Origin of the sequence: Streptomyces sp. 2P-4 (assembly GCF_030167965.1) — a bacterium.
Lineage (GTDB): Bacteria > Actinomycetota > Actinomycetes > Streptomycetales > Streptomycetaceae > Streptomyces > Streptomyces globosus_A.
Genome location: NZ_CP095011.1, coordinates 1148094 through 1173577 on the forward strand (window position 1 = coordinate 1148094; position 25484 = coordinate 1173577).

The 25484-nt window shown below is 74.4% G+C and carries 21 protein-coding genes and 1 riboswitch; of the genes, 7 read left to right on the forward strand and 14 right to left on the reverse strand.

The window, feature by feature from the left end:
• Nucleotides 1-2: 2 nt before the first annotated feature.
• Genes MUK52_RS04690 through MUK52_RS04700 form a run of 3 tightly spaced genes read right to left on the reverse strand, consistent with a single transcriptional unit; the run spans nucleotide 3 to nucleotide 3604 of the window.
• Complete coding sequence (locus MUK52_RS04690; protein ID WP_284574800.1) at nucleotides 3-1613, reverse strand: (2,3-dihydroxybenzoyl)adenylate synthase; 1611 nt, start codon at nucleotides 1611-1613, stop codon at nucleotides 3-5.
• Entirely contained in the window at nucleotides 1610-2806 is a 1197-nt protein-coding gene (locus MUK52_RS04695) for an isochorismate synthase (RefSeq protein WP_114055068.1), read from the reverse strand. The genes MUK52_RS04690 and MUK52_RS04695 overlap by 4 nt, the downstream gene beginning before the upstream one ends.
• 15 nt (nucleotides 2807-2821) lie before the next feature.
• Nucleotides 2822-3604, reverse strand: a complete 783-nt coding sequence (locus MUK52_RS04700) for a 2,3-dihydro-2,3-dihydroxybenzoate dehydrogenase (protein ID WP_284574801.1) — start codon at nucleotides 3602-3604, stop codon at nucleotides 2822-2824.
• Between the two features lie 259 nt (nucleotides 3605-3863).
• On the opposite strand from MUK52_RS04700, the gene MUK52_RS04705 reads away from it, so the two are divergent.
• Genes MUK52_RS04705 through MUK52_RS04715 form a run of 3 tightly spaced genes read left to right on the forward strand, consistent with a single transcriptional unit; the run spans nucleotide 3864 to nucleotide 6156 of the window.
• Nucleotides 3864-4499 carry a metal ABC transporter ATP-binding protein gene (locus MUK52_RS04705; protein ID WP_114055066.1) on the forward strand — a complete coding sequence of 212 codons (636 nt, stop codon included), beginning with the start codon at nucleotides 3864-3866 and terminating at the stop codon, nucleotides 4497-4499.
• A complete protein-coding gene (locus tag MUK52_RS04710) occupies nucleotides 4496-5365 on the forward strand; it encodes a metal ABC transporter permease (protein WP_284574804.1) in 870 nt (289 codons plus the stop codon). Before MUK52_RS04705 ends, MUK52_RS04710 begins: the two co-directional genes overlap by 4 nt.
• A complete protein-coding gene (locus MUK52_RS04715) occupies nucleotides 5323-6156 on the forward strand; it encodes a metal ABC transporter solute-binding protein, Zn/Mn family (RefSeq protein WP_284574806.1) in 834 nt (277 codons plus the stop codon). The genes MUK52_RS04710 and MUK52_RS04715 overlap by 43 nt, the downstream gene beginning before the upstream one ends.
• Nucleotides 6157-6327: 171 nt before the next feature.
• Here MUK52_RS04715 and MUK52_RS04720 read toward each other — a convergent pair whose 3' ends face one another.
• Entirely contained in the window at nucleotides 6328-8022 is a 1695-nt protein-coding gene (locus MUK52_RS04720) for a class I adenylate-forming enzyme family protein (RefSeq protein ID WP_284574809.1), read from the reverse strand.
• A complete protein-coding gene (locus tag MUK52_RS04725) occupies nucleotides 8019-9815 on the reverse strand; it encodes a CoA transferase (RefSeq protein WP_284574812.1) in 1797 nt (598 codons plus the stop codon). Before MUK52_RS04725 ends, MUK52_RS04720 begins: the two co-directional genes overlap by 4 nt.
• 152 nt (nucleotides 9816-9967) lie before the next feature.
• Here MUK52_RS04725 and MUK52_RS04730 point away from each other — a divergent pair, with 152 nt between their 5' ends.
• Nucleotides 9968-11176, forward strand: coding sequence for an acyl-CoA dehydrogenase family protein (locus MUK52_RS04730; RefSeq protein ID WP_472912504.1), 1209 nt, complete (start codon nucleotides 9968-9970; stop codon nucleotides 11174-11176).
• On the opposite strand, the gene MUK52_RS04735 is transcribed toward MUK52_RS04730, so the two are convergent.
• Together MUK52_RS04735 and MUK52_RS04740 are read right to left on the reverse strand one after the other, a co-directional pair.
• Nucleotides 11163-12248, reverse strand: coding sequence for a sugar ABC transporter permease (locus MUK52_RS04735; RefSeq protein ID WP_350204912.1), 1086 nt, complete (start codon nucleotides 12246-12248; stop codon nucleotides 11163-11165). The genes MUK52_RS04730 and MUK52_RS04735 overlap by 14 nt on opposite strands.
• A complete protein-coding gene (locus MUK52_RS04740) occupies nucleotides 12245-13372 on the reverse strand; it encodes an MFS transporter (protein ID WP_114055060.1) in 1128 nt (375 codons plus the stop codon). The genes MUK52_RS04735 and MUK52_RS04740 overlap by 4 nt, the downstream gene beginning before the upstream one ends.
• A 326-nt stretch (nucleotides 13373-13698) precedes the next feature.
• Here MUK52_RS04740 and MUK52_RS04745 point away from each other — a divergent pair, with 326 nt between their 5' ends.
• Together MUK52_RS04745 and MUK52_RS04750 are read left to right on the forward strand one after the other, a co-directional pair.
• On the forward strand, nucleotides 13699-14460 hold the full coding sequence (locus tag MUK52_RS04745) for a hypothetical protein (RefSeq protein ID WP_284574814.1): 762 nt from the start codon (nucleotides 13699-13701) through the stop codon (nucleotides 14458-14460).
• 144 nt (nucleotides 14461-14604) lie between these two features.
• Nucleotides 14605-15303, forward strand: a complete 699-nt coding sequence (locus MUK52_RS04750; RefSeq protein WP_114058590.1) for a sigma-70 family RNA polymerase sigma factor — start codon at nucleotides 14605-14607, stop codon at nucleotides 15301-15303.
• 146 nt (nucleotides 15304-15449) lie between these two features.
• Here the strand turns inward: MUK52_RS04750 and MUK52_RS04755 are convergent, their stop codons facing one another.
• The 3 genes from MUK52_RS04755 to MUK52_RS04765 form a co-directional block, all read right to left on the reverse strand.
• The gene (locus MUK52_RS04755) at nucleotides 15450-16685 is read right to left on the reverse strand and encodes an MBL fold metallo-hydrolase (RefSeq protein ID WP_428985418.1); all 1236 of its coding nucleotides are present in this window, start codon (nucleotides 16683-16685) and stop codon (nucleotides 15450-15452) included.
• Nucleotides 16686-16870: 185 nt separating this feature from the next.
• Entirely contained in the window at nucleotides 16871-17659 is a 789-nt protein-coding gene (locus MUK52_RS04760) for an SGNH/GDSL hydrolase family protein (RefSeq protein WP_114055059.1), read from the reverse strand.
• A gap of 183 nt (nucleotides 17660-17842) precedes the next feature.
• Nucleotides 17843-18802, reverse strand: a complete 960-nt coding sequence (locus tag MUK52_RS04765) for a M23 family metallopeptidase (RefSeq protein WP_284574816.1) — start codon at nucleotides 18800-18802, stop codon at nucleotides 17843-17845.
• 4 nt (nucleotides 18803-18806) lie between these two features.
• Nucleotides 18807-18992: riboswitch (cyclic di-AMP (ydaO/yuaA leader) on the reverse strand.
• A 310-nt stretch (nucleotides 18993-19302) separates the two neighbouring features.
• Here MUK52_RS04765 and MUK52_RS04770 point away from each other — a divergent pair.
• Complete coding sequence (locus MUK52_RS04770; RefSeq protein ID WP_284574818.1) at nucleotides 19303-20121, forward strand: tyrosine-protein phosphatase; 819 nt, start codon at nucleotides 19303-19305, stop codon at nucleotides 20119-20121.
• A 49-nt stretch (nucleotides 20122-20170) separates the two neighbouring features.
• Here the strand turns inward: MUK52_RS04770 and MUK52_RS04775 are convergent, their stop codons facing one another.
• From MUK52_RS04775 to shc, 4 genes are read right to left on the reverse strand one after another with little or no spacing between them, the layout of a single operon-like run.
• Nucleotides 20171-21568 carry an aspartate aminotransferase family protein gene (locus MUK52_RS04775; RefSeq protein WP_284574819.1) on the reverse strand — a complete coding sequence of 466 codons (1398 nt, stop codon included), beginning with the start codon at nucleotides 21566-21568 and terminating at the stop codon, nucleotides 20171-20173.
• Nucleotides 21565-22596, reverse strand: a complete 1032-nt coding sequence (gene hpnH / locus MUK52_RS04780; RefSeq protein WP_114055055.1) for an adenosyl-hopene transferase HpnH — start codon at nucleotides 22594-22596, stop codon at nucleotides 21565-21567. Before hpnH ends, MUK52_RS04775 begins: the two co-directional genes overlap by 4 nt.
• A 5-nt stretch (nucleotides 22597-22601) precedes the next feature.
• Nucleotides 22602-23267: a phosphorylase family protein gene (locus MUK52_RS04785; RefSeq protein ID WP_284574823.1), complete on the reverse strand. Its 666-nt coding sequence runs from the start codon at nucleotides 23265-23267 to the stop codon at nucleotides 22602-22604.
• Nucleotides 23267-25384, reverse strand: a complete 2118-nt coding sequence (shc, locus tag MUK52_RS04790) for a squalene--hopene cyclase (RefSeq protein ID WP_284574825.1) — start codon at nucleotides 25382-25384, stop codon at nucleotides 23267-23269. Before shc ends, MUK52_RS04785 begins: the two co-directional genes overlap by 1 nt.
• Nucleotides 25385-25484 lie beyond the last annotated feature (100 nt).

Consider the following 25484-nt stretch of genomic DNA (forward strand, 5'->3'; position numbering starts at 1 on the left):
CCTCATGGCTCCTTCCGGGCGAGCGCGGCCAGCGCCGCCCTCAGCTCGCGCTTGCTGGTCTTGCCGACCCCGGTCACCGGGAACTCCCCGACGACCTGGACCAGGTCCGGCACCTTGAAGGCGGCCACACCGCGCTCGCGCACGAACGCCCGCAGCTGCGGGCCGGTGGGGGCCGCGCCCGCGACGGGCACGACGTAGGCGCAGGTCCGCTCGCCGAGGTGGGCGTCGGGCACGGCGACGACGGCCGCGTCGAGCACGCCCGGGTGGGCCATCAGGTGGTTCTCGACCTCCTCGGCCGCGACCTTCTCCCCGCCCCGGTTGATCTGCTCCTTGGCCCGGCCGACGACCTCCAGGTGCCCCGCGGGCGTGCGGCGCACGAGGTCGCCCGTCCGGTAGAAGCCGTCCGCGGTGAACGCGGTGGCGTTGTGCTCCGCCGCCCGGTAGTAGCCGCGGATCGTGTACGGGCCGCGGGTCAGCAGGGCACCCGTCTCGCCCGGCGCCACGTCGGCGCCGGTGTCCGGGTCGACGACGCGGACCTCGTCGTCCGGGGAGATCGGCCGGCCCTGCGTGCCGAGCACCACCTCGTCGGGGTCGTCCAGGCGGGTGTAGCACACCAGGCCCTCCGCCATGCCGAACACCTGTTGCAGCCGGCAGCCCAGCGCGGGGCCGATCCGCTCGGCCAGCTCCCGCCCGCACTTGGCCCCGCCGACCAGCAGCACCTCCAGGGACGACAGGTCGCGGCCGGTGCGGGCGGCCGCCTGCACCCACGCGGCGGCGAGCGGCGGCACCACCCCGGTGATCGTGACCCGCTCGGCCTCGATCAGCCGGAACGCGGTGTCCGCGTCCGGCCGCGGCGCCATGACGGTGGCCGCGCCCGCGTGCAGCGCGCCGAGCACACCGGGCGAGCTGAGGGGGAAGTTGTGGGCCACCGGCAGCGCGGCCAGGTAGACGCTGTCCGGGCGCAGGCCGCAGATCCGCACGCTTTCGCGGACGCTGTACAGGTAGTCGTCGTGGGTGCGCGGGATCAGTTTCGACAGCCCGGTGCTCCCCCCGGAAAGCTGGAGGAACGCCACGCCTGCCGGGTCGGGGTCGGGCAGCTCGCGCGGCGCCGTCGCGGCGAGGCCGGCGAACTCGTCCGAGCCGACCAGCAGGACCCGGCGTACGGATTCCACGTCGGACGCGACGGCCCGCGCGGTCGCGGCGTGGTCGTGCCGCTCGTGCTCGCCGACGGTGATGACGGCGGCGGCCTCGCTCTGGGCGGCGAAGTGCCGCAGCTCGCTGCGCCGGTGGGCGGGCAGCGCGAACACCGGCAGGACGCCCGCGCGCCACATGCCGAACACGACCGGCAGGAACTCCGGGATGTTGGGAAGCTGGAGCACGGCCCGGTCGCCTGGTGCGAGCCCGGACGCGAGCAGGCCCGCGGCGATCCGGTGGGCCCTCTCGTCCAGTTCGGCGAAGGTCCACCGGGTGTCCCCGCCCACGACGGCGGTCCGGTCGGCGTAAGCGGCGGCCAGCGAGGTCAGCAGCGCCCCGAAGGTCTGTCCCCGCCAGTGGCCCGCGGCGCGGTAGCGCGCGGCGGTCCGAGGCGGCCAGAGGACGTGGTCGGCGGTCATACGGCGCCCTCCAGTCCGAGGGCGCGCAGCAGCGTGCGGAACTTCGCTCCGGTCTCGGCCAGTTCGGCGGCGGGCTCGGAGCCGGCGACGATCCCGGCCCCGGCGGACAGCCGTACCGTCCGCTCGCACACCTCTGCGCTGCGGATCGTCACCGCCCACTCGCCGTCGCCGTCGAGACCGGTCCAGCCGACCATCCCGGCGAAGTAGCCGCGGTCCTCCGGTTCGAGGTCCGCGATGGCGCCCACGGCCGCGGGGCCGGGCACACCGCCCACCGCGGGGGTCGGGTGCAGCGCCTCGGCCAGCCCCAGCGCGGAGCAGGCGGGGGCGGCCGGGTCCGCGAGGCGGCCGGTGATCCGGGTGGACAGGTGCCACATCGTCGGAGTGCCGATGACCTCCGGCTGCGCCGGCACCTCCAGGTCGGTGCAGAACCGGCCGAGTACCTCGGCCACCTGCCCGGCGGTGTGGGCGTGCTCGCCGAGGTCCTTGGCGGAGTCGCGCAGCCGTGCGACCGTCTCGCGGTCCTGTGCCTCGTCGCCCGACCGGCGGGCCGAGCCCGCCAGCGGGTTGGCCAGGACGGTCGCTCCCCGCCGGGACACCAGCAGTTCGGGGCTGGCCCCGACCAGGGTCCGCGGGGCGGGGTCGCCGGGCGCGGTGACGTCGGCGGCGAAGGCGTACGCGGCCGGGTCCGCCCGCACCAGCCGGGCCAGCAGGGCCGGCACCCACACCGGGGATTCCGCGGCCAGTTCGAGGGAGCGGGCCAGCACGACCTTGCTCAGCTCGCCGCGGCCGATCAGCTCCAGCGCGCGGCGGACGCTGTCGGCGTAGTGCGCGGGCTCGGGGCGCGGCGTGAGCGTCCACGAGGTGCCGGACTCCGCTTCGGGGGCCCGTACGACCGCGGGTGCGCCGGCACGCCGCACCACGGAGGGCACCACGAGGCCGCTCTCCGCTTCGGGGCGGAACCCGACGGCGCCGGCGACGACGGGGTCGGGCACCCCGGCCGCGGCGGCCGCGTCGAGCGCCTCGGCGGCGGCCCGGGCGTGCGACGCGCCGGCGGCACGGACCCTGGAGTGGACGCCGTCGGCGAGCAGGGTCCCGCGGGGGGAGGAGAAGTAGAACGAGCCGGGCAGGTAGGCGGCCAGCAGGTCGGAGGCCCGGTGCACGGGTCTGGGGCGCACGAGTGCGGGTATGGACACGTCGGCATTCCTTTCTCAGGCGCGCAGGGTTGCGCCGCCGTCGACGAACAGGTTCTGCATGGTGATGTGCCGGGCTCTGTCGGAGACGAGGAACAGCACGGCTTCGGCGATGTCGGCCGGGTCGGCGATGCGGCCGAGCGGTATGCCCGTCCGGAACTCCTCGGGGGTGCCCGCGATGACCCGTTCGAGGTCGTCCTCACCCGTCCACAGCTGGCGTTGCATCCGGGTGTCGGTGGAGCCGGGCGAGACCACGTTGCACCGGATGCCGTGGCGGGCGACCTCGAGTCCGAGGCAGCGGGTGAGCATGGCACTGGCGGCCTTGGACGCGGCGTACGCGCCCATCCCGGCGCGCGGTACACCCGCGGCGTTGGACGCCACCGTGACCAGGGCCCCGCGGCCGCGGGGCACCATCCGGCGGGCCAGTTCCCGCAGGACGAGGAACACGCCCGTGGTGTTGACGGCGAAGGTCTCGGCCCAGTCCTCGTCGGTGGTGTCGCACAGCAGGCCGGGACGCAGGATGCCCGCCACGGACACACCGGTTTCGATCGGCCCGATGCCCTTCTCGACCGCGGCCACCACGTCGGCGACGGCGGCACGGTCGGAGACGTCGGCGGCGAAGGGGACGACCAGCCCGGCCGAGCGTTCCGCGAGTTCCGCCAGGCCGCCCTCGTCGACGTCCACGGCGGCGACGGCGACGCCCTCGCGGACCAGGCCGTCGACCACGGCGGCGCCGATCCCCCTGGCCGCCCCGGTGACCAGCGCCACCGGCGGTGGGTTTCCCCCGGCCCGAACAGGCATGCAAACCCCCACACACAAAAAGTAAGGCCCGCCTAACTAAGGCAAGGCAAACCTAACTCTTGTATACGCCACGGGCAAGTTCACGGCAGTGCGACCTGCGGTGCAGCGTCAGAAAGCGGCACCGGCAAGGAGGTTGAGGCGTTTCGGCCGTGTGACGTCGTGTCATGTGCAGCAGGGCGCAGAAAGATCCGGCCCCGGGAACTCGTCGCACGCACCGTCCGACTACTGCTGCGTGGGGCGAACGACCGAAGGGTGTGTGATGGGCGGGCTGGATGTACGGATGCGGGGGGTCGCCTGCCGGCACGGCCGGGTGGAGGCCGTCGCCGACGTGGACCTGGAGATCGCCGCGGGCGAGCGGGTCGCGCTGACCGGGACCAACGGCTCGGGCAAGACCACCCTGCTGCGCGCTGTCCTCGGCCTGCACCGCCAGGTGACGGGCTCGATCCGGGTGGGCGGCCGGAGCGCGCGCACGCCCGCGGAATGGGCCTGGCGGCGCCGGGCCTGCGCCTGGATCCCCCAGAAGCCCGCCGCAGGACGGTTCCCGCTGCTCGGCGAGGAGTTGCTGGCCAGCAGTACCGCGCCGTCCGCCGCCGCCGGTGCGGCGGACCGGCTCGGCGTGGGGCAGCTGGCCGGGCGGCCGCTGCACACACTGTCCGGAGGCCAGTTGCAGCGCATGTACCTGGCCAGGGCGATCGGCTGCGTGGCCGCCGGGGCCGAGGTGCTGCTGGCCGACGAGCCGACCGCCGCGCTCGACTTCGACGGGCAGGCGGAGGCCGCCGACGTCCTGGCCTCGCTGCCGGTGACACTCGTCGTCGTGACCCACGACCGGGCCCTGGCGGACCGCTGCGACCGGGTCCTGGAGATGGCTGCGGGCCGGCTGCGGGAGGTCCGGTGACCACCCTCGCCACCGCCGACCTCGGCACGCTGCTCCAGCTGGCACCCGTGCAGCGCGCCGGGGCGGCCCTGCTGCTCGCCGCGATCGGCCTGCCCGTCGTCGGGGTCGTCATCGTGGGGCTCGACATCATGCCGGTGCGGTTCGCGATGATGCACGTCGCCCTGCTGGGCATCGCCGTCGGCCTGCTCACCGGGCTCGACCCGATGCTGTGCGCGCTCGTCGCCTGCGCCCTGGCCGGTGCGGGCGTGGCCCCGCTCGCCCGCACCCCGGACGGCCTTTCCGGGGCGATGGGTCTGCTGATGAGCCTGGCCATCGCGGCGGCGCTGCTGCTGCTCGCCGTGTCGGGGGTCAACGCCTCCGGGGCGTTCGCCCTGCTGTGGGGGTCGATCCTGTCTGTCGGCACCCCCGACCTCTTCGTCCTGGGCGTGCTCGCCGTGCTCGTACCGGGCCTGTTCTGGTGGAAGCGGCGCGACATCGGCCTGCTGCTGTACGACCGGGAGCTCGCCCAGTGCTCCGGCGTCGCCGTCAGGGCCCTGACCGCGGTACTGCTGGTGCTGGTCGCGGTCGCGGTCGCCGGAGCCATCAAGCTCACCGGGGCCCTGCTCGTCGACGCCCTGACCCTGCTGCCCGCCCTTGCCGCCCGACGGCTGGGCAGCTCGCTGAAGTCGATCACCCTGTGGGCGATCGGCATCGGCGTGACCGTGAACCTGACGGGGTTCCTCCTGGCCCTGTGGCTCGACTGGCCGCCCGGCCCGGTCCTCGTCCTGATGGCGGGAGCACTCGTCCTCGCCGTGCATCTCATATCCGAACGGAGAACCAGCCCATGGCGCGCACCCGCGTCCGCATCCCTTCCCTCCTCGCACTGAGCGCGGCCGCGCTGGCCCTCGTCACCGGCTGCGGCGGCAACAGCACCGGTGGCGCCGAGAACGGCACCACGTCGTCCCCCGCCGCGTCGGGTGCCCCCAAGGCCGGGAGGAAGCCCGTGGTGGTCGTCACCACGACGTGGGAAGGGGCCTTCGCCAGGGCCGCGGGCGCCGAGGACGTCAAGGTCATCGTGCCGCAGTCCGTCCACCACGCCCCCGACTACGACCCCAAGCCCTCGGACCTCGCGGCCGTGGCCAAGGCCGACTTCGTGCTGTACGCGCCGTTCGAGCCCTACGCCGCGAAGATCAAGGAGGCCGCCGGCTCCGAGGCGAAGCTGGTCGAGGTGAACCTCGACAACGACCCCGACAAGGTCAAGGCCGAGGTCGACAAGCTGAGCGGGCTCTTCGGCACGGCGGACGCCGCGACCACGTGGAAGACCGGCTTCGATGCCGAGTACGGGAAGCTGGCCGAGGACCTCCAGGCCGCCTGGCCCGGCGGCAAGAGCCCGAACGTCGTCACCCAGGTGTTCACCACCTGGGCGGCCAGGCTCGCCGGCGCCACCACGGTGGGCACGTACGGGCCCGAGGCCGTCACCCCGGCGCAGCTCGCCGGGCTCTCCGCGAAGAAGCCGGCGCTGGTCCTCGACAACGCCCACATGTCGACCGGGACGGTGCTGCCCGACTCGGGCGCCAGGCAGGTCAAGATCGTCAACTACCCGGGTGAGGACCTCGACCTGCTGCCCGTCTACCGCAACGCGGCGGCCGAGTTGAAGAAGGCCATGAGCGCCTCCTGATCACCTGCGCCGATCGGCATCCGACGACCGCATCCCGGGACTGCACGAACCGCCCCGGGATGCGCTCGTCTGCACTGTTGTTGTTCGCTGCGATTCGGCTCGCCGGAGGCCAACGGACGCGCAGCGGGCCGCCAACGGGGTTGGATGGTCGGGGCGACGGGGCCTTGCCGCTCAGCCGGCCTGCGCGAGCGGAGGTCCGGGGTCGGCCGCCGGGTCTGAGGCCAGGCCCGCGGTCAGCCGTTCGCGGAGGGCTGCCCGGTCGGGCTTGCCGGCCGGGGTCAGGGGAAGGGCGCCGACGACGAGGAGGCGCTCGGGGTGCTTCCAGCGCTCCAGGCCGTGCCCGGTCAGGTGGGCGCTGAGTCCGTCGAGGGTCGGGGTCTGCCCGGTGCGGGGAACCACGCAGGCCGCCAGGCGTTCGCCCATGAGCGGGTCGGACACGCCGACGCAGACGACGTCGCGCACCTGGGGGTGGGAGCTGAGTACGCGTTCGACCTCGGCGGGGCTGATGTTGGCGCCGCCGCGGATGACGATGTCCTTGAGGCGGCCGACCACGTGCAGGACGCCGTCGGTGTCCAGGTAGCCGAGGTCGCCGGTGCGGACCCAGCCGTCCGGCGTCCGGTAGCGGGCGTCCAACTCGGGGGCGGCGACGTAGCACAGCGGGGTCATCGGACCGCGCGAGATGATCTCCCCCACGGCTCCGTCGGGCAGCGCCGCGTGGGTGTCGGGGTCGGCGATGCGGATCTCCGCGACGCGCGGGTCGGGGTGGCCCGCAACGATGCCCGTACCGTCGGTCGGCGGGACCGTGTGGCCGAGGCCGGTGTGGCAGTTGACGCCGTCGGCGGATCCGTAGAGGTTCACGACCGGGCAGCCGAACGCCTTCGCCGCTGCCTCCGCCGTGGTCTCGTCCAGCGGTGCGCCGCCGAGGACGAGGGCGGTGGGCGCCGGCAGCCGTTCGCCCGTCGCGTCCAGGCGTTCGAGCATCATCCGGACCATGGTCGGCACGCCCAGGACGTGGGTGGGCTCGTGCTCCCGTACGGCTGCGAGGGCGGCGTCGGGGGTGAAGTGGTCGAGCAGGACCAGGGTGCCGCCGTGCCGGGCCAGGGTGACGGCGGTGCCGTTCGAGCCGAAGGCGGAGGCCAGCGGGACCAGGAACAGGCAGCGGGGCGGGGTGCCGTCCGGGATGAGGGAGGCGAGGAAGTTGCCGCGGCCGCCGGCGAGCGCGTTGTGGGAGTAGGCGATCATCTTCGGCTCGGCCTCGGAACCGGAGGACACCAGGATGCGGGCGGCGCTGTCCGGGTCGGGACGGGCGGGTAGGAACTCCTGCGGGTCGGAGCGCATGAGCTCGGACCAGGCCACGGCTCCTTCCGGTGCGCTCCCGGGGCCCACGGCGACGACATGGCGCAGGGCGGGCATGGACCGCGACAGCGCGTGCAGGTCGGCGGCGTGCCGGACGTCCCGGTGCTGGACGGAGGCGATGACGGCGACGGCTTCCGCCCGGCGCAGCAGGCACTCGGCTTCCAGGACGCCGCGGCCGACGGGGAAGGGGAGCGCGACGGCGCCGAGCGCGGCCAGGGCCAGGTCGGCGATCACGGCGTTGCGGTTGTCGGGCAGTTGGACGCCGACCACGTCACCCGGGCGTATGCCCAGGGCTCTGAGGCCGACGGCCAGGCATCGGACCTTGCGGTCCAGGGCGGTGTAGCAGAGTTTGCCCTTGGCGTCGAGGACGGCCGTGTGGTGCAGGTTCGCGATCTGGCGGGCCCGGAAGAGGCTGTAGAGGTCGAGGTCCGGGCAGGTGCCGTCGACCACCCACGAGCGGCGGAGGCCGGCGGGCAGCAGGTCGTGCAGTACGGGCCTGTCGGCGGTCATGCGAAGCTCCAGGGGTCGGAAACGGCGGGGGCACCGTGCGCGTCGCGGCTGATCGAGCCGGCGAAGCGCGGGTCGTGGTGCAGGTCGGACAGGTCGGTCGTGACCGCGGTGGCGGTCAGGCCGTGCGAGCCCAGCCGGGCAAGGGCGTCGGGGGTGCTCAGCTCGCGGAGGTCGTACGCGGCTGCGGCGAGGGCGCTGTCGTCCGTGGGAGCGATCCAGCCGTCCGCCGTGGGCAGCGGGTGGCGGAATCCGGCCGGGCGGCGGGGATTCCCACCTCGGGCCGCACGTGCCAGGGCGGGAGCGGTGAGGGTGTCGGCCGCGCCGAGCAGGGAGGAGTCCACGCGGACCCCGCGACCGGTGCGCTCCCTCAGCAGCAGCCCGGCGAGGACTGCTTCGGCGCCGTGCAAGCCCCCCAGTACGTCGAGCAGGGTCATCAGGGACGGCACCGGGGCCTCGCCCTCGGGTCGTACGGCCTCGCCGACCCCCGTACGCGCCTGGACCATGAAGTCGGTGCCCATGGGGGCGTCGGCGATCCGGTCGGCCCAGCCTCCGGTGTACGCGTACACGAGCGCGGGGTTGACCCGTGCCAGGTCGTCGGAGTCGAGCCCGAGACCGGCGGCCTTGCCCGGGGCCCAGTTGTGCAGGAAGACGTCCGCCTCGGCCGCCATCTCCCGCAGTCGGCGCCGGTCGGCCTCCGCCTTGATGTCGATCTCCACGGCCTTCTTGCCCCGGTTGAGGGCGAGCCAGCGCGCCGAGATGCCCGCGCAGGCCGGGGGCATGCCGCGCAGCGGGTCCCCGCCCGGCGGCTCGATCCTGACGACCTCGGCCCCCAGCAGCCCCAGGAGGTGCGCGGCAAGAGGGGCTTGGATACGCCGGCCCGCCTCCAGCACCGTCAGGCCGGCCAGAGGAAGCCCCACGGTGGGGGGCACCGGGTTGCCCGAGGCGACCCGCGAGGAGGGGAGGGGTCCGTCGGCCCCGTACGGCCGGAGGGACCACGGGGCCGCTCCGTCGGCTTCCGCGAGCCGGTCGGCGAGGGTGTGCAGGACGCACACCTCGGCTCCCGAGAGGGCTGCGGCCTGCCGGATCCGGGCCAGGGGGTGCGCTCGGGTGACGGTGTGGAGAGCCTGCGGGAAGGGGGCGCAGGCGGTGGCGTACCGGAACTGGAAGGGCCGCCAGCCCGCCCGCATCGCGTCGGCGGGCGCGTCCAGGGCCCGCCAGAACGCAGCCCAGGCACCCGGGTCGAGCGTCTCCAGCTCGAAGAGCACTCCCTCGGCGGAGGTGAAGGGCGGTCCGCCGGGTCCGAGTTCCGCGGCCTCGCCCTCGTCCGCCCCGGCGGCGGCCAGGTACTGGGACACCGCGAGCAGCCCGGCACGGTCCGCGCCGGTGCTGACGTGGGCGGCGGCCGTGCCGCGGGACTGGCCGATCAGGCCGGCGAGCAGCCCCTGAACGGCCAGGACGCCGGTGGCCGTCGCCGTGTAGTCAGCGGCCAGCCCGCGCGGGTGGCCGTCGCGGCGCCCGTGGACGGCCATGACGCCGGTGGCTGCCTGGACCGTGGCCTCGTCGACGAGGCCGCTGCCGGAGCCGCCCCAGGTGACGGTCGCCTGCGCGCTCTCGTAGCCACCGCCGGTGAGCGTGATGGCGCCAGGCGCGTCCTGCTGCCCGGCGACGTCGTCCTGTGCTCCGAGCAGCCGCAGGTGCTGTGCGACGACGCTCGTGATCTGCGGGGGTCCCAGGATGCCGAGGCGCAGTGTGTCGAGTGGCCGGACCGTCTGCGAGACTGCCGGTGACGCCATGCCTCTCCTCTCCCGGCGCGGCGGTGGCCGCCGCCGAGGTCGTACGGAAAACGCGCAACGCGGGAACTCGGGAGCATCCGCGCCCGACCAGTTCCACGGACAGACAGTCGGACAGACGTTCCCGCGAGTTCCCGGGAACCGGGAGGAACACGGTGGCGGTTTCACTCACGGCGAGCGGTGCGGCTCCCCAACCCGATGACGCGGCAACCGAGTTGAGGGCACGGGTCGAGCGCTTCGTCCGCACCCGGGTGATTCCGCAGGAGTCCGTTCTCGACGCAGGCGGGCCGGCCGCCGGGGCGGCCCTGCGGGAACTACGGTCCCTCGCCCGCACGGAGGGGTTGTGGGCCCTGCCGCTTCCTGCCGAACTGGGCGGCGGCGGGCTGCCGTTCTCCGTATACGCGCAGCTCGCGGAGGCCGAGGGCGCCAGTGACCACGGCCCCGCCGCCCTGGGGTCCGCCACGCTGCTCGACGTCACCATGCTGGCGCGGCATGCCGGTACCCGGGTACGGGAGAGGTACCTGGAGCCGTTGGTCTCCGGTGAGATCCGCACCTGCTACGCGATGACCGAAGCCGACGTCCCCGGAACCGACCCCTTGCTCACCGGCACCCGGGGCGGGTACGCGGCGGACGGCGGCTGGCGGATCACCGGCCGCAAGTGGTTCACCTCCGGGGCCGGGGCCGCCGACCTGGTGACGGTGCTGGCCCGTACCAGCGGTGCGCCGGGCGACCGTGAGGGGCTCTCCCTGCTCCTCGTCCCCACGGACTCCCCCGGTTTCCGGATCGTCCGTGAACTTCCCGTCCTCGGGGCGGCGGGCCAGTACGAGATCGAGCTCGACGACGTCCGCGTACCCGGCGACCACCTGATCGGCGAAGCGGGCCAGGCGCTTGCCGTCGCCGGGGAGCGACTCGCCCTGGGCCGCACCCTGCGCTGCCTGCGCTGGCTCGGCCAGGCCCAGCGCGCCTTCGACCTCATGTGCGCACGGGCCGCCACGCGCAGCGGCTCACGAGGGGCGCTCGCCGACCACCAGCTCGTCCAGCAGCACGTGTTCGACGCCCTGCTCGCCCTGCGCACCACCCGCCCCCTGGTCCACGAGGCGGTGGCGCTCATCGCCGCCGGACAGGACGCCCGTACCGAGGTCGGGCTCGCCAAGGTGGCCGCCGCCCGGATGCTCCAGCAGGTCACCGACTCCGCCATCCAGGTCCACGGCGCCGCCGGGCTCGGCCCCGACACCCCGCTTCCCGCCCTGTTCCGCGGCGGACGCGCGGCCCGCATCCTCGACGGCCCGGACGAGCTCCACATCACGACCGTCGCCCGGCGGATCCTGCGCGACTACGGCCCGCAGGCGGTCACACCCGGCTGATGTCGACGAGCCCGTCCAGCGAGGCAAGGCCCAGGGCCAGGAAGAAGTCGCCCCAGACCAGCTCGTGGCGTACGGCGAGGCCCTTGCCCGCGTCGTAGCAGCCGTCCAGCAGCATGCCGGCCGGAAGCCCGTTGTCCGCACGGGAGAGATGGGCTTCCGCGAGCCGGCTCAGGATGGCGGCGCCCCGGTACGAGCACGCGTCCGTCCATGCGCCGGGGACCCTGGCGAGCTTCATGAGGGCGACCGCGGTGATCGCCGCGGCAGAGGTGTCCGCAGGGCCGTCCGGCTCGGCGCCCTCCGCCGGCGGGACCAGCCGCCCGGTCGCCACGTCGTCCTGGGCCAGGAGACGATCGGCCGCCTCCACGAGATGCACCGAGCAGCGTGCCGCCACGTCCGGCCGCAGCAGGGCGTCGGCGATCGCGAGGAGCAGCCACGCCCGGCCACGGCTCCATCCGGGCCTCGGGTCGTCGAGCGGACTCCACGTCCCCGCCCCGTTGTCGAACTGCCAGGCAGGCGGCCGCTGCTCCCCGCCGGAGCCGAGGCAGAGGCCGAGGTGCCGGTCCAGGTGCGCGGCCGCTGCGGCCGCTCCGTCCGGCCCGGTCTCGGCCAGGAGGGGCACCGTCCCCGGGACTCCGTCGACCCGTGCCACCAGGCGGGGGCCTCCGAAGGCGCTGCCCCAGGGGACGATCCCGGTCTCGGGGTGGAGGTCCCCGAGGCAGGCCCGCGCCGCCCGGTCCCGCAGTGAGGCCGCTGCTTCGTCGCCTTCGGCGAGAGCGGTCCCGTACCAGAGGATCAGGCCACGGGTCGCGGTGTCCGCGTCCGCCCAGCCTTCCAGCCGGGCCGTGCACTCAGCGGCGGCCCGGCGGTCGGCATCGTGCCCCGTGTGGCGTGCGCGCAGCCACAGGAGCCCGGCCCAGAACCCTCCGGCCCACGAACCACGCCCGGTGGTCGTCCACTTCCCGTCCCGGGGATCGGCGTACAGCGGGAAGCGGGCACCGACCTCTGCCTCCGTCACCGCCACCCGTCCCATCACGGCCGCCAGTGCCCGTTCCGCCCAGTCCGCGGAGCTCACGCGCCGCCCCTCTCCTGGCCCCGGCGGTCATGACGGGCCCAGAAGAACGCGACGGCTCCCGCCACGGCGAACTCCGCGGCGACCAGGAGCCAGCCCGCCCCGTACCGGCCGCGCTCCGCGAACAGGCCGAAGAGCAACGGACCGGTCGCGAACCCGGCGAAGAACCCCGCGGCCACCAGGGCCGAGTCCTGCCCGGCCCGCCCGGGCTTGGCACGCTGCATGACCAACACCATGGACACGGCGTTGCCGGAGACGGCGAAGACGCCCACCGCGACGGCACCGAGCCACACCAGCGGGCCCGCCAGCTGGGCCGCCGCCAGCAGGACGGCAGCTCCCAGCGCGCCCCATGCCAGCCGGCCCGGCAGCCGTTCCGCACGCCCGGGGACGGCCGCCTTCGACCATCCCACCCGGCCGGCGATCCCCGTCACGCCGAGGACCGCCACCAAGGCGCCGGCCGCGGTCGGGTCCATGCCCAGCCGCTGCACGCCGTAGAGCGACAGGTACGTGTTGACCGAGGCGATTCCGGCGCCGAGGAAGAACGAGAAGGCGGCCAGCCACGCCACCATGCCGCGGGGAAGCCACGATGCCGGGGCCGGGGACGCGGACGGCGGCGCATCGGCCGGCAGTGACCGCAGCGCCCACACGGCCGCCAGCAGCGCGGCGCCGGAGGCCGTCCAGACCGCAGTGCGCCAGCCCAGTCCGGCGGCGAGCGCCGCGAGCGGCAGGCCCGCCACGAACGCCCCCAGCTGCACACCCGACTGCTTCAGACCCGTCACGGCGCCCCGCCGGGCGGGCGGAACGGCAGCCAGGACAGCCTTGTTGGTGGCGGGGTTGGCCAACGCCTGCGGTATTCCGCCGAGCGCCACCGCGCCCAGGAGGACGGCAAGATCCCGGGCGGCTCCGATCAGGGCCAGGGCGGCGGTCGCGACCAGCAGGAGGAGAACCAGTGAGCGCCTTGGGCCGATGCGGTCCACGATCCGGCCGCCCACCGGAGACAGCAGGGCAGCCGTTCCGAACCCGGTCGTCGTCGTCAGCCCGAGAACGGCGGGCGACACGCCCAGCTCCGCAACGAGACGCGGGCCCAGCGCCCCCATCAGGAACAGCTGCAGCATCGAGAACGCCATGACGCACGTAAGGAGAGCGGTCAGCCGCCGCCTCGCGCGCCCGTCCAACTCCGTTGGCGCTGACGCCCCTTGTGCTGCCGCCACAGAAGTCTCCGTTCTCCGGATGTTGCATACGCGGGCCGTCTGGGAAGGTCGTCGGGTGGCACGGGGCTCCGGTTCCCGCTCCTCCCTGTGCTGTGCGCCACAACCGACCGAAGCCAGCAGCGCCGAGGGCGAGGACGAGGACTTGTCATGAAGTGCGCACCCACCTGTCCGGCCGGGAAGTCCGGTGCGACGATGAACGCGCCATGAAGCGAGGCCGCTGTTCCCGAGCCGCACGGGCTGCAATGTTCGCAGCCGTATGCGTGCTGCTCGCCGCCACCGGCCACGTCCTCACGTCGGGCATCGCCGTCCCCTGGTGGGCTGTGCTGCCCGCCTTCGTCGGCACGATCGCAGCGGCCTGGGCCCTGGCGGACCGCGAACGCGGACTGCTCGCCGTCACCGGCGCGACGGTGGCCGTCCAGGCGCTGCTCCATGCCGGGTTCTCCCTGGCCCAGTCGCTGATCTACCCGTCCCTGCCGGCCGGTGGCTCCTTCGCCCGGCAGTGGGCCGCGTACCTGATGTGCGGCGAGGGCACGGGACCAGACCCGTCGACCCGCGAAACCCTCGAGGTCGCCGACGCGGCGGGACTCAGCACGCTCGTGTCCCAGCCACCGCCCGGCACCGCGATGACGGATGTCCACGGCATGCACCACCTGCATCACGTGCATGACGTCGCGTCCACGGCGGCCGGCACGGGCATGCCCGCCACCGGCCACGACATGGCCGGCATGTCCCCGACGGGCATGCTCGCCGCGCACCTGCTCGCCGCCGTCCTGTGCGGCCTCTGGCTCGCCTACGCGGAACAGGCGGCGTTCGGCTTCGTCCGCACCCTCGCGGCACGGCTCTGGATCCCCCTGCGGATCCTCTTCCGCCTCCTCGCACCGACGACGCCGCACCTTCACCGCGTCCACGTCCGCCGGTCCCGCCACCGCCACGCCCTGCGGCGGCTCCTCCTCGTCCACGCCATCACCTCGCGGGGTCCGCCGACGGGAACCGCTGTCCTGTGACAGTCGGCCCCCCGGGCGAACACTGACGGCCGCGCGCCGTCGCGCCTCGGGCATCGGCCATGCCCTCCGGCAGGCCGTACCCCCCTTCACCGGCCCCGCCGCGCGCGGCGCCGGACTTCCTTCACCCATGAGGACCTTGTGGCGATGACTCCTGCCCTGCCCACCCATGCCCGTACAACAGTCCGGAAGGGCTCCGGGCCCACCACCGGCTCCGACGCGACGGTGACGCGGCTTGCCCTGGAGGCCCGAGACGGCGATCCCGTCAAGGTCGACCGCTTCGTGCGCGCGCTCCACCGCGACGTCTGGCGGTACGTGGCCTACCTCAGTGCCGACACCCAGGCCGCCGACGACCTCACCCAGGACGTGTTCCTTCGCGCGCTGGCCGCCCTCCCCCGCTTCGAAGGCCGCTCCTCGGCCCGCACGTGGCTGCTCTCCATCGCGCGCCGCACCGTCGTGGACAGCATCCGCCACGCCGCCGCCCGCCCCCGCCTGTCGGACCAGCAGGACTGGCAGACCGCCGCCGAGCAGGCCCAGCCCCGCGGCGTGCCCGGCTTCGAGGACGGGATCGCTCTCGCCGAGCTCATGGCCGCCATACCCGCCGAGCGCCGCGAGGCCTTCGTCCTCACCCAGCTCCTCGGCCTGGGCTACGCGGAGGCCGCCACCGCCGTCGGCTGCCCCGTCGGAACCGTCCGCTCCCGGGTGGCCCGGGCGCGGCTGAACCTCATCGCACTCCTGACGGACACAGACCGGACGACCGCCGCGCCGGAGTCCCCCCTCCCGGCACGGGCCGGATGGAGCCGCCGCGAAGCCCGCGATCGCATCCTCACGGCAGCACGGGCGTAGTCCTCGGGTCGAGGACGCAGATGCCGCGGCCGCTGCTGCGGCTCAGCGTCAGGGGGCCGGTCTGCGGCACGGACGGCCCGCTCGCGCTCCTCCGGTGCCGACGCGGAGCCGTAGGCGTGCAACCGCTTCCGGCTCCGCGTCCGGCGTCATCGCTCGCCGGCGAGGTCCAGGTCTCCGGCCCGGGCGTCACTCGAAGGAAGATCCACCGGCTTGGGGCGACGCCACGGGTGAGCGATCGGATGGGAGATCGGACGCCACCAGGGCTCCGCCGGCAGCCTGCCCGCGGGCTCGAAGGGCTCGCCCGGACGCGGGAGCGCGACCGGCTGGCCGGCATCCTCTGCGGCGTCGACGGTCCACTCGGCCGGCTCGGCCCAGGCGTGGAGGGAGAGGTTGAAGGTGCCCCAGTGGATCGGGAGCATGACGCCGTGCGGGGTGGACCCCTGCAGGTCAAGGTGTGCTTGGACGCCCTGCTGGGGCGTCATGTGGATGTCCGGCCACGCACCGGGCAGCGGGGTGTGGTCCGTGTGGTTCTCGGGCCAGTGGTCGGAGTAGGCGCCGATCTGGATCATCGTGGCGTCGAAGGGGCCGTGGGCCGCGCCGATGGCGCGGAAGCCGTCGAAGTAGCCGGTGTCGCCGCTGTGGAAGATGCGGTGTTCGGTGCCGGCGACGACCCAGGACGCCCACAGGGTGTGCTGCTGGTTGCGCAGGCCGCGGCCGCAGAAGTGGCGGGCCGGGGTGGCCGTGAAGGAGAGGCCGGCGATCTCGGTGGTCTCGTTCCAGTCGAGTTCGCGTACGCGGTCGGCGGGGACGCCCCAGTGCTCCAGGTGGGCGCCGACGCCGAGCGGGACGGCGAAGACGGTGCCGGTTCCGGCGAGCTGCTTGACGGTGGGCAGGTCGAGGTGGTCGTAGTGGTCGTGGGAGATGACAACGGCGTCGACCGGGCCCAGTGCGGCCGGCGGCGCCGGTACGGGGTGCAGGCGGCGGGGGCCGGCGAAGGGGAAGGGGGAGCAGCGCTCGCCCCAGACCGGGTCGAAGAGGACGCGGCGTCCGTCGATCTCGGCGAGGACGCTGGAGTGGCCCATCCAGGTCAGGCGCAGCCCGCCGGCCGGCGGGCGGGCCAGGTCGGCGAGGGTCGTCGGGTGGACCGGGATGGGCGCGGCCGGGCTGCGCCGGACCCGCTCGTCCTTGCGGAAGTAGGCCTTGCCGAGTTCGAGCATGGAGCCGGAGGGCCGGGTGCGGGTGCCGACCGGGTTCCGGAAGGCGCCGTCCCGGAAGTTCGGCGAGTTCCGGATCCGCTGCATCCGTGCCCCGGAGGGGTCCGCACCGAAGGCCTCGGGGCGCAGGGTGCGCAGCTGCGCGAGCGGGGAGCGGGAGCCGGTCAAGGCGCCTCCTGGGGTGCGGCGGATGGGCGCGGGGCCGTGCCCGGCACGGCCCACACCCTGTCAACGCCCGACGGCCCCGGAGGATTCCGCCGGACGAGCGGGGGACGGCATCCGCTCTCCCCCGCTCCGCCGCCGCCCGGCGCCCGGCGTCCGGCGCCCGGCGCCCGGCGCCGGGTCCGCCCGTACTACAGCGGCAGCAGCTCCGGCCGCTTCGCCTCCACGTTGTCCCCCGAGGACTCGCCGCGCAGGCGGCGGCCGATCCAGGGGACGAGGTGCTCGCGGGCCCACTGGATGTTGTCGCGGGTGGCGTCGACGGAGCTGAGGGGCTGCTGCGGCGGCCACGGCTGGTCGGGGTCGGTCGGCACGTCGAGGCCGAGGACCTGGGCGGCGCGCAGGGCGACGCGGGTGTGGCCCTCGGGCGAGAGGTGCAGCCGGTCGAAGTCCCAGGCGCGGCGGTCCTGGACGGACTTCAGGGACCACAGGTCGAGGACGGGGCAGCCGTACTTGTCCGCGATGGCGCGCACGTGCGCGCTGTACGTGGCGACCTTGCCGCGCAGGTGCTTGAGGACGGGCACCCCGCGCGTGTCGAAGCCGGTGGTGATCATGACGAGGCCGACGGCGCCGGTGAGGTCGGCGACGGCCGCCTCGAAGCGCTCGGCGACGGCGTCGGGGTCGCTGCCGGGGCGGATGATGTCGTTCCCGCCGGCGCAGAAGCTGACCATGTCGGGGGCGAGTTCCTTGGCGCGCGGGACCTGTTCGGCCACGATCTGGTCGAGCAGGCGGCCCCGTACGGCCAGGTTCGCGTAGCGGAAGTCGCCTTCGGGCCGCTGGTCGGCCAGGAGGACGGCCAGGCGGTCCGCCCAGCCGAGGAACCTCCCGTCGGGCCCGGGGTCGCCGACCCCTTCGGTGAAGCTGTCCCCGATCGCCGTGTACGAGCCGATGGTCCTGCGTGCGGTCGCTGTCGTCTCTGTCATCGTCGTCACTGCCACAAGACCGTATTTTTCACCCCGCCACGTGACCTACGCCACCGTAGGAAGGGGTTGACGGTCCGTGATCTATACCACCCGGTCGGTTCGGAATAGAGGCGTGCGGGGCCGGGACCCCCCTCGGGCCCCGGCCCCGCACGGGTCCGGCCGCCGCCCCTGCCGGGGCGGGGTTCAGATGGTGACGCCCTTGGAGCGGAGGTAGGCGATCGGATCGATGTCGGAGCCGTAGGACTGGCCGGTGCGGATCTCGAAGTGGAGGTGCGGGCCGGTGGAGTTGCCGGTGGAGCCGGAGAGGCCGATGCCCTGGCCGGCGGTGACGCTCTGGCCGGCGGTCACGGACAGCTGGGAGAGGTGGGCGTACTGGGAGTACTTGCCGTCGGCGTGCCGGATGACGACCTCGTTGCCGTACGCGCCTCCCCAGCCGGCGGAGACGACGGTGCCGGCGCCGACGGCGCGGACCGGGGTGCCGGAGCTTGCGATGAAGTCGACGCCGGTGTGGTAGCCGCTGGACCACATGGCGCCGGACATCCTGTACGCGGTGGAGACGCCGCCGCCGACGGGGGCGACGAAGGCGCCGGCGGCGACGGGTGCGGCGGCCTTCGGGGCGGACGCCTTCGGGGCGGCGGCCTGCCGGTCGGCTGCGGCCTTGGCGGTGCGCTGGCCGGCGGCGGCTGCTGCCGCCGGGGCCGGGGCCTGCTTCTTCGGCGCGGCGGCGGGCTTGCCGGCGGGCTTTGCGGCCTGGGCCGGCGCCGCGGCGCCGGCGCCGCCCGGCGCGCCGAGGCTGAGCCGGAGGCCGGGGTGGATCAGCGACGGGTCGGCGCCGACGGCCTCCCGGTTGTCGGCGTACAGCTGCTGCCAGCCGCCCTCGACGCCCCGGTCCGCGGCGATGGTGGAGAGGCAGTCCCCCGGCACGACGGTGTACACGGCGGGGGCGGGGGCGGCGGCCGGTGCGGCGGCAATGGGCTGCGCCTGCACCGCCGAGGGGGCGTGCGGGGCGGCGGCGGGAGCCGCGTGGGCGCCGGCGGCGCCGACGAGCGGGAGCGCGAGCGCGGCGCCCCCGGTTCCGGCGGCGGCGAAGCCCCGGGCTATCGAGCGGGACTTCGGACGGCGGTGCTTGCCCTTGGCCGGCATGGCGGATTCCTCTCCGGCGCCTGCGAGGTGAGCTGTCGGGTTCGGACCGGGAGCTGTCCGGCCGGCACGGCCCCGCGAGCGGGACGTGCGCGGCTTCACCCCGAGCCGTTTCCGGAGGGGGAACTCCGGCGACGGCGGCCTACCTGGTTCCCCCGCTCCTGCCGGTCGCGTGAATGGTCGAGTGCGGTTTCCGGGCGGCGGCAGGATTAGGCGGTCCGTCCGGATCGGTCGCGAAGGTAATCCAGTCCGACGGGACGGAACAAGCCGCGAATTACCTGACGGATTCACAGGAACGCGTTTCCGGCGGAATTCCGGTCACCCTGTGTCCATTCGCTTGTGCCAACAGGCCTTCCGGCCGGGGCTTTCGCGTTTCCTTCTCGGGCACGCACGGTCACCGTATGATCTGGCTCACGGGGCTGCGCCCGATCCCCCCTCCGACAGCGGCACGTTGGCCCCAAGCAGCTCAATTCGGACATCCGGTGACGATGCGGAGGATCCACGTGACCCAGCAGATACCCACGCCCCCTCCGGCCGGACCGGCGCCCGAGCCGCAACTGGCCGGCGTACGCAACTTCCGCGACGTGGGCGGCCTCCCGACCCTCGACGGACGCCGGGTCAGGTCGGGACGACTCTACCGAAGCGGACATCTGGCGCATGCCACCGAAACCGATGCAGAGTTCCTCGAATCGCTGTGCCTGCACACCGTCTTCGACTTCCGCAACGCCGTCGACCAGGCCCTGGAGGGGCCCGACATCCCGCTCGCCGGCGTGCGCAACCTGAACATCCCGCTCTCCGACCCGGCCGCCGGCGCGGACTTCTGGTCGATGGTGCGCGACGGCGACACCGAGCAGCTCCGCGGCATCCTCGGCGACGGCAGGGCCGCCGCGCGGATGACCGCCTCCTACCGCGCGATGGTCGTGGAGCGCACCGCCGAGCACGGCCGGGTACTGCACGCGCTGGCCGAGGACAGCGTCCCGGCGCTCATGCACTGCGCCGCAGGCAAGGACCGGGCCGGGGTGGCGGTCGCCGTCACGCTCCTCGCACTGGGGGTGGAGCGGGAGGCGATCCTGGCGGACTACCTGGAGTCGAACGCCCCGCACCGCCGCTACCGCGTGCGCCCCGGCAGCGGCATCCCCGAGGCCCGCTCCCCCGAGGCGACGGAACTGCTCGCGCCGCTCTTCGACGCCCGCGCCGCGTACCTGGCCGCGGCCTTCGACACCATCGACGCGCACTGGGGCGGCACCGACCGCTACCTGGCCGAGGGCCTGCGCCTGGCCCCCGCCACCCTGGACCGCCTCCGCGACCGGCTGCTCGCCTGAGCTCCCGGGGCCTGAGGGCGCCGGCCGGCCGCCGGCGCCCCCGGACCGCTCAGCTCCCCGCGGCCGCCTGCCTGACGAGCGTCCGCCCGAACTCCCACATCAGCCCGCCCCCGTCGTGCGCCTCGTCCATGACCTCGCGGAAGGCCCCGACGAACCGGTCGACGTCCGCCTCGTCGATCACCAGCGGCGGAATCAGCTTGATGACCTCCAGGCGGTCCCCCGACACCTGGGTCAGGATCCGGTGCCTGCGCAGCAGCGGCACCACGACCATCTGGGCGAAGAGCCCCTTGCGGGCGGCCTGGAGCACCGTCCACCGGCTGCGCAGCCCCAGCGACGACGGCCGCCCGAACTCGATGCCGATCATCAGGCCCCGCCCCCGCACCTCGTGCAGCAGCTCGTAGTCGCCGACGAGTGCGGCGAGCCGCCCGCGCAGCAGCTCGCCCATCGCACGGGCGCGGGCCACCAGCTGCTCGTCCTCCATGACGGCGAGCACGGCGAGCCCGGCCGCCATCGCCTGCGCGTTGGAGCCGAAGCTGGCGGAGTGGACGAGCACCCGGTCCATGGAGGAGTACACCTTGCGGAAGATCCAGTCCCGGCCCAGGGTGGCGCCGACGGGGACGTACCCCCCGGACAGCGCCTTGGCGACGCACACCAGGTCCGGTTCGACGCCCGGCTCGTGCTGGTACGCGTAGAAGTCGCCGGTACGTCCGATGCCGGTCTGCACCTCGTCGGCGATGAGCAGCGCCTTGTGCCGGTGCAGCAGCTCCTGGGCGGCGGCCAGGAAGCCCGGCGGGGCGGCGTGCACACCCTTGCCCTGGACGGGCTCGACGACGAACGCGGCCACGTCCCCCCGGAGCAGCTCCCGCTCCAGGGCGGCCAGGTCGCCGAGCGGGATCCGGGTGTCGGGCAGCAGTGGCGCGAAGCCGTTGCGGAAGCCGCGCTCCCCGTTGACCGACAGCGCGCCGGCCGTCAGCCCGTGGAAGGCGTGGTCGCAGTAGAGGACCCTGGGCCGCCCGGTGGCGTACCGGGCGAACTTCAGGGCGGCCTCGACGGCCTCGGTGCCGCTGTTGCCGAAGAAGACGCGGTCCAGGTGGGGGCTGTACGAGAGCAGCCGCTCCGCGAGCAGGCCCGGCAGCGGCGGGCAGTCGAAGCGGGTCAGGTCGGCGAGTCCGGCGTCGAGGACGTCGTGCAGCGCCCGGCGCACCACCGGGTGGTGGCGGCCGAGCCCCATGACCCCGAACCCGGCCAGCATGTCCAGGTGGTCGTTGCCCTCGGCGTCCCAGAAATGGGCGCCCTCGGCCCGCTCGTAGACCCTGTCGAAGCCGATGGTGTGCAGCATCCGGGGCAGTTGCGGGTTGAGGTGGCGCGCGTGCAGCTCGTACCCCTCGGCGCCGCGCTCGGCCAGCAGGGCCCGCAGGTCGAAACCGGAGCCCGCTCCCCCGGTCACCGCCGGCCGGCCCGGCTGCCGCCGAGCGTCTCGCGGGCCGCGCGCAGCGACTCCTTCAGCGAGCCCATGGTGGCGAGGACGGCGGTCGGCTCGTAGCCGCAGTGCGCCATGCAGTTAGCGCACCGCGGGTCCTTGCCGCGGCCGTACCTGCTCCAGTCGGTCTCCTCGACCAGCTCCCGGTAGGTGGGCACGTACCCGTCGCTCATCAGGTAGCAGGGGCGCTGCCAGCCGAAGAGGGAGTAATTGGGAATGGCCCAGGCGGTGCAGGGGAAATCGGCCCGGCCCTCCAGGAAGTCCAGGAAGAGCGGCGAGTGGTTGAGGCGCCAGCGGCGGCGGTTTCCGCCTGCGAAGGCCTTCCTGAAGAGTTCTCTCGTCTGGTCGACGCCCAGGAAGTGCTCCTGGTCGGGTGCCTTTTCGTAGGCGTAGGCGGGTGAGATCATCATTTCGTCGACCTGGAGGTCGTCGTTGAGGTAGTTCAGCACCTCGATGACCGTCTGCGGGGTGTCGGTGTTGAAGAACGTGGAGTTCGTCGTCACCCGGAACCCGCGCCTCTTCGCCTCCCTGATGGCCTCGACGGCCTCGTCGAAGACGCCCTCCTTGGCCACGGACTCGTCGTGGCGCTCGCGCAGCCCGTCGATGTGCACGGCGAAGGCGAAGTAGGGGGACGGGGCGAACTTGGCGATCTTCTTGCGGAGCAGCAGCGCGTTCGTGCACAGGAAGACGTACTTGCGGCGGGCTGTCAACTGGCGGACGATCTCGTCGATCTGCGGGTGCATCAGCGGCTCCCCGCCCGCGATGGACACCATCGGCGCCCCGGACTCCAGGACGGCTCCGACCGCCTGGGCGACCGGCATGCGCTGTTTGAGCACCCCCGCCGGGTGCTGGATCTTCCCGCAGCCCTCACAGGCCAGGTTGCAGGCGTAGAGCGGCTCCAACTCGACGATCAGGGGGAACTTGTCGCGCTTGCGGAGCTTCTGTTCGAGCAGATAGGTCCCGACCCTGATGGACTGTCGCAGCGGCATGGCCATCTGGCTCACCTCCTGGGGAGCGGCGAAGAACGGTGCCAGTCGTGAAAAGCAGGCAGTAGGGCACGCAGTACACGGAAGGCCGATATTCCACCGCGGAGGGTGCCGATGCGGACGAGCTCGTGCTCCGGGGCGTCCACGACCACCCGGACGGCCGCAACGGGGCGGATCGCGCCGTCCGCGCCGGCGGCCCGGCTCGCGGCCCACAGGGTGGCCGCCGACTCCATGTCGACGCCGATGGCGCCCCCGGCGCGCAGCCGGGCCCGCTCCTGCCCGCGGACGACGTGGTCGGAGCCGGTCAGGACCCCGGTGTGCACGGTGCAGCCGGGTGCGGCGCGGGCCAGCGCCTCCGCGAGCCGGGAAACGCCGGTGCAGGCGACGGTTCCCCGGGGGTCGCGGGCCTCCTCGGCGACGACGAGGTCGCCGGGGTGCATGCCGGGGACGAGCCCGGCGCAGAACCCGGTGGCGAGGACGGCCGCCCCGGCCAGCTCCGGCGCCGCCAGGGCCCGTACGACGGCCCGCTCGGCGGCCCGCGGCCCCATCCCGGTGCGCAGGACGGTGGTGCCGGGCGGTGCCCCCCGTCCGCCGCCGAGGGCGGCCCGCTCGATGCGCAGGGCGCAGGCGACGAGCAGCGGGGCGGTCGCGGGGGCGCCGGGCCGGGCGGCTGCGGGCATCAGTGCGTCCCGGGCGTGAAGGGGTCCCCGTACAGGTAGCGGCCGAGGGCGGTGAGCGGGAACACGTGCCGGTAGAGGTGGTAGTTGATGGAGAAGTCCCAGGGGAAGCCGGTGCCCGTGAAGTGCGGCTCGTCCCAGGTGCCGTCGGGGAGCTGGGTGCGCACGAGGTGGGCGATGCCGCGTTCGACGGCCTTGCTGCCGCGCTCCCCGGCGGCCAGGAGCGCCATCAGCGCCCAGGCGGTCTGCGAGGGGGTGGAGGCTCCGCGTCCGGCCCAGGTCCGGGGGTCCTGGTAGGAGCGCTGGTCCTCGCCCCAGCCGCCGTCGTCGTTCTGTACGGACTCCAGCCAGGCGACGGCGCGCCGGACGGCGGGGTGGGAGGCCGGGATTCCGGCGGCGGCGAGGGCCGGGAGGACGGAGCCGGTGCCGTAGACGTAGTTGGTGCCCCAGCGGCCGAACCAGCTCCCGTCGGGCTCCTGCCGGTCGAGGAGCCAGGTGATGCCGCGGCGGGTGCGCGGGTCGTGGGCGCGGCCCTCGGCGGCGAGCATCTCGACGACATGGGCGGTGACGTCGGCGGAGGGCGGGTCGACGACCTCCCCGAAGTCGCAGAAGGGCAGCCGGTTGGGCAGGGTGCTGGTGTTGTCGGCGTCGAAGGCGGCCCAGGCGCCGTCGCCGGACTGCATGCCGAGGGTCCAGGTGACGGCGCGGTCGACGGCGGCGTCCAGGCGGTCGGGGTCGGGGTGGGCGACGCGGCGCAGGGCGAGGACCACTTCGGCGGTGTCGTCGATGTCGGGGTAGTTGTCGTTGTGGAACTCGAACGCCCAGCCTCCGGGGGCGAGTCCGGGTCTGCGGACGGCCCAGTCGCCGGTGCGGGTGATCTCCTCGCCGAGCATCCAGTCGGCGGCCTTGACGAGGGCCGGGTGGTCGGGGGGCAGGCCTGCGTCCGCGAGGGCGATCGCGGCGAGGCAGGTGTCCCAGACCGGGGACTGGCAGGCCTCGACCATGCGGACGGGTGCGGGGCCGGCGGGGAGGCCGTCGGGGCCGGGGGCGGTGTCCTCGCGCCAGACGGCGAAGCGGTCCAGGGAGTCCAGGCCGGCCCGCATCACGGGGTGCCCGAGGTCGTAGCCGAGGAGGTGGAGGGCGATCAGGGAGTAGACGGCCGGGGGCTGGATGCCGCCCCAGCAGCCGTCGTTCTCCTGCCGTTCGATGATCCAGCGGGCGGCGGCGTCCATGGCCGCCTGGCGCAGCGGGCGCGGCGCGAACCGGCGGTAGAGGTGCAGGGCCCGGTCCATGCGCTGGAAGAGCCCGTCCCAGGTGGCAAGGGGGGCGTAGGTGCGGGGAGGGACGGGCCGGCGCGCGTCGGTGTGGAGCTCGTCCAGGGCGAAGGGCCCGGGGCGGACGGGGCGGAGCGCCGAGACGACCGTCAGCGGGACGATGGTCTGCCGGGCCCAGCAGCCGAAGTCGTAGATGTTCAGCGGCACCCAGGGCGGCAGGAAGACCAGTTCGGGCGGGAGTTCGGGCAGGTGGTCCCAGCTCCACCAGCCGAAGAGGGCGAGCCAGATCCGGGTGAAGACGCGGGCGGCGGCGATGCCGCCGTGGGCGCGGATCCAGGCGGAGGCGCGGGCCATGTGGGGGGCTTCGGGTGCGTCGCCGGCCAGGCGCAGGGCGACGTACGCCTCGACGGTGGCGGACAGGTCGGGGGGGCCGTCGTGGAAGGTGGCCCAGGTGCCGTCGGCGCGCTGGCCGCCGCGGATGTGGCGGGCGGCGGCCGCGGTGGTGGCCTCGTCGCGGATGCCGAGGAACTGGCGCAGCAGCAGGTCCTCGGCGTCCATGGTGACGTTGGTCTCCAGGTCGCCCTTCCACCAGCCGGCCGGGTCCTGCCGGTCGAGGAGGTGGCGCACGGCCCGCGCGGCGGCGTCGTGGACGCCGGGCGGCCCGGCGGGCTGCGGGAGGTCCGCGCCGGCGGGGCGGGCGGGGGCGGTGCGGCCGGCCCCGCCCCGGTTGCCCGTGCGGGAGCCGGCGCGCAGGCCGGTACGGGCCGTGCCGGCGGGCGGCGGGGCCGTGGTGGTGTCCTCCGGATCGGCGTCCCGGGAGCCGGTGCCGTCGGTCGTCGCTGTCATGGCTTCCCCTTAACGTGCAGTGGCTTCTGCTGTGCTGGGGTCTGCCGTCGGCCGGCGCCGCTCAGGTGGGGGCGCCGGCCGGCGACTCGCGCGTCATATC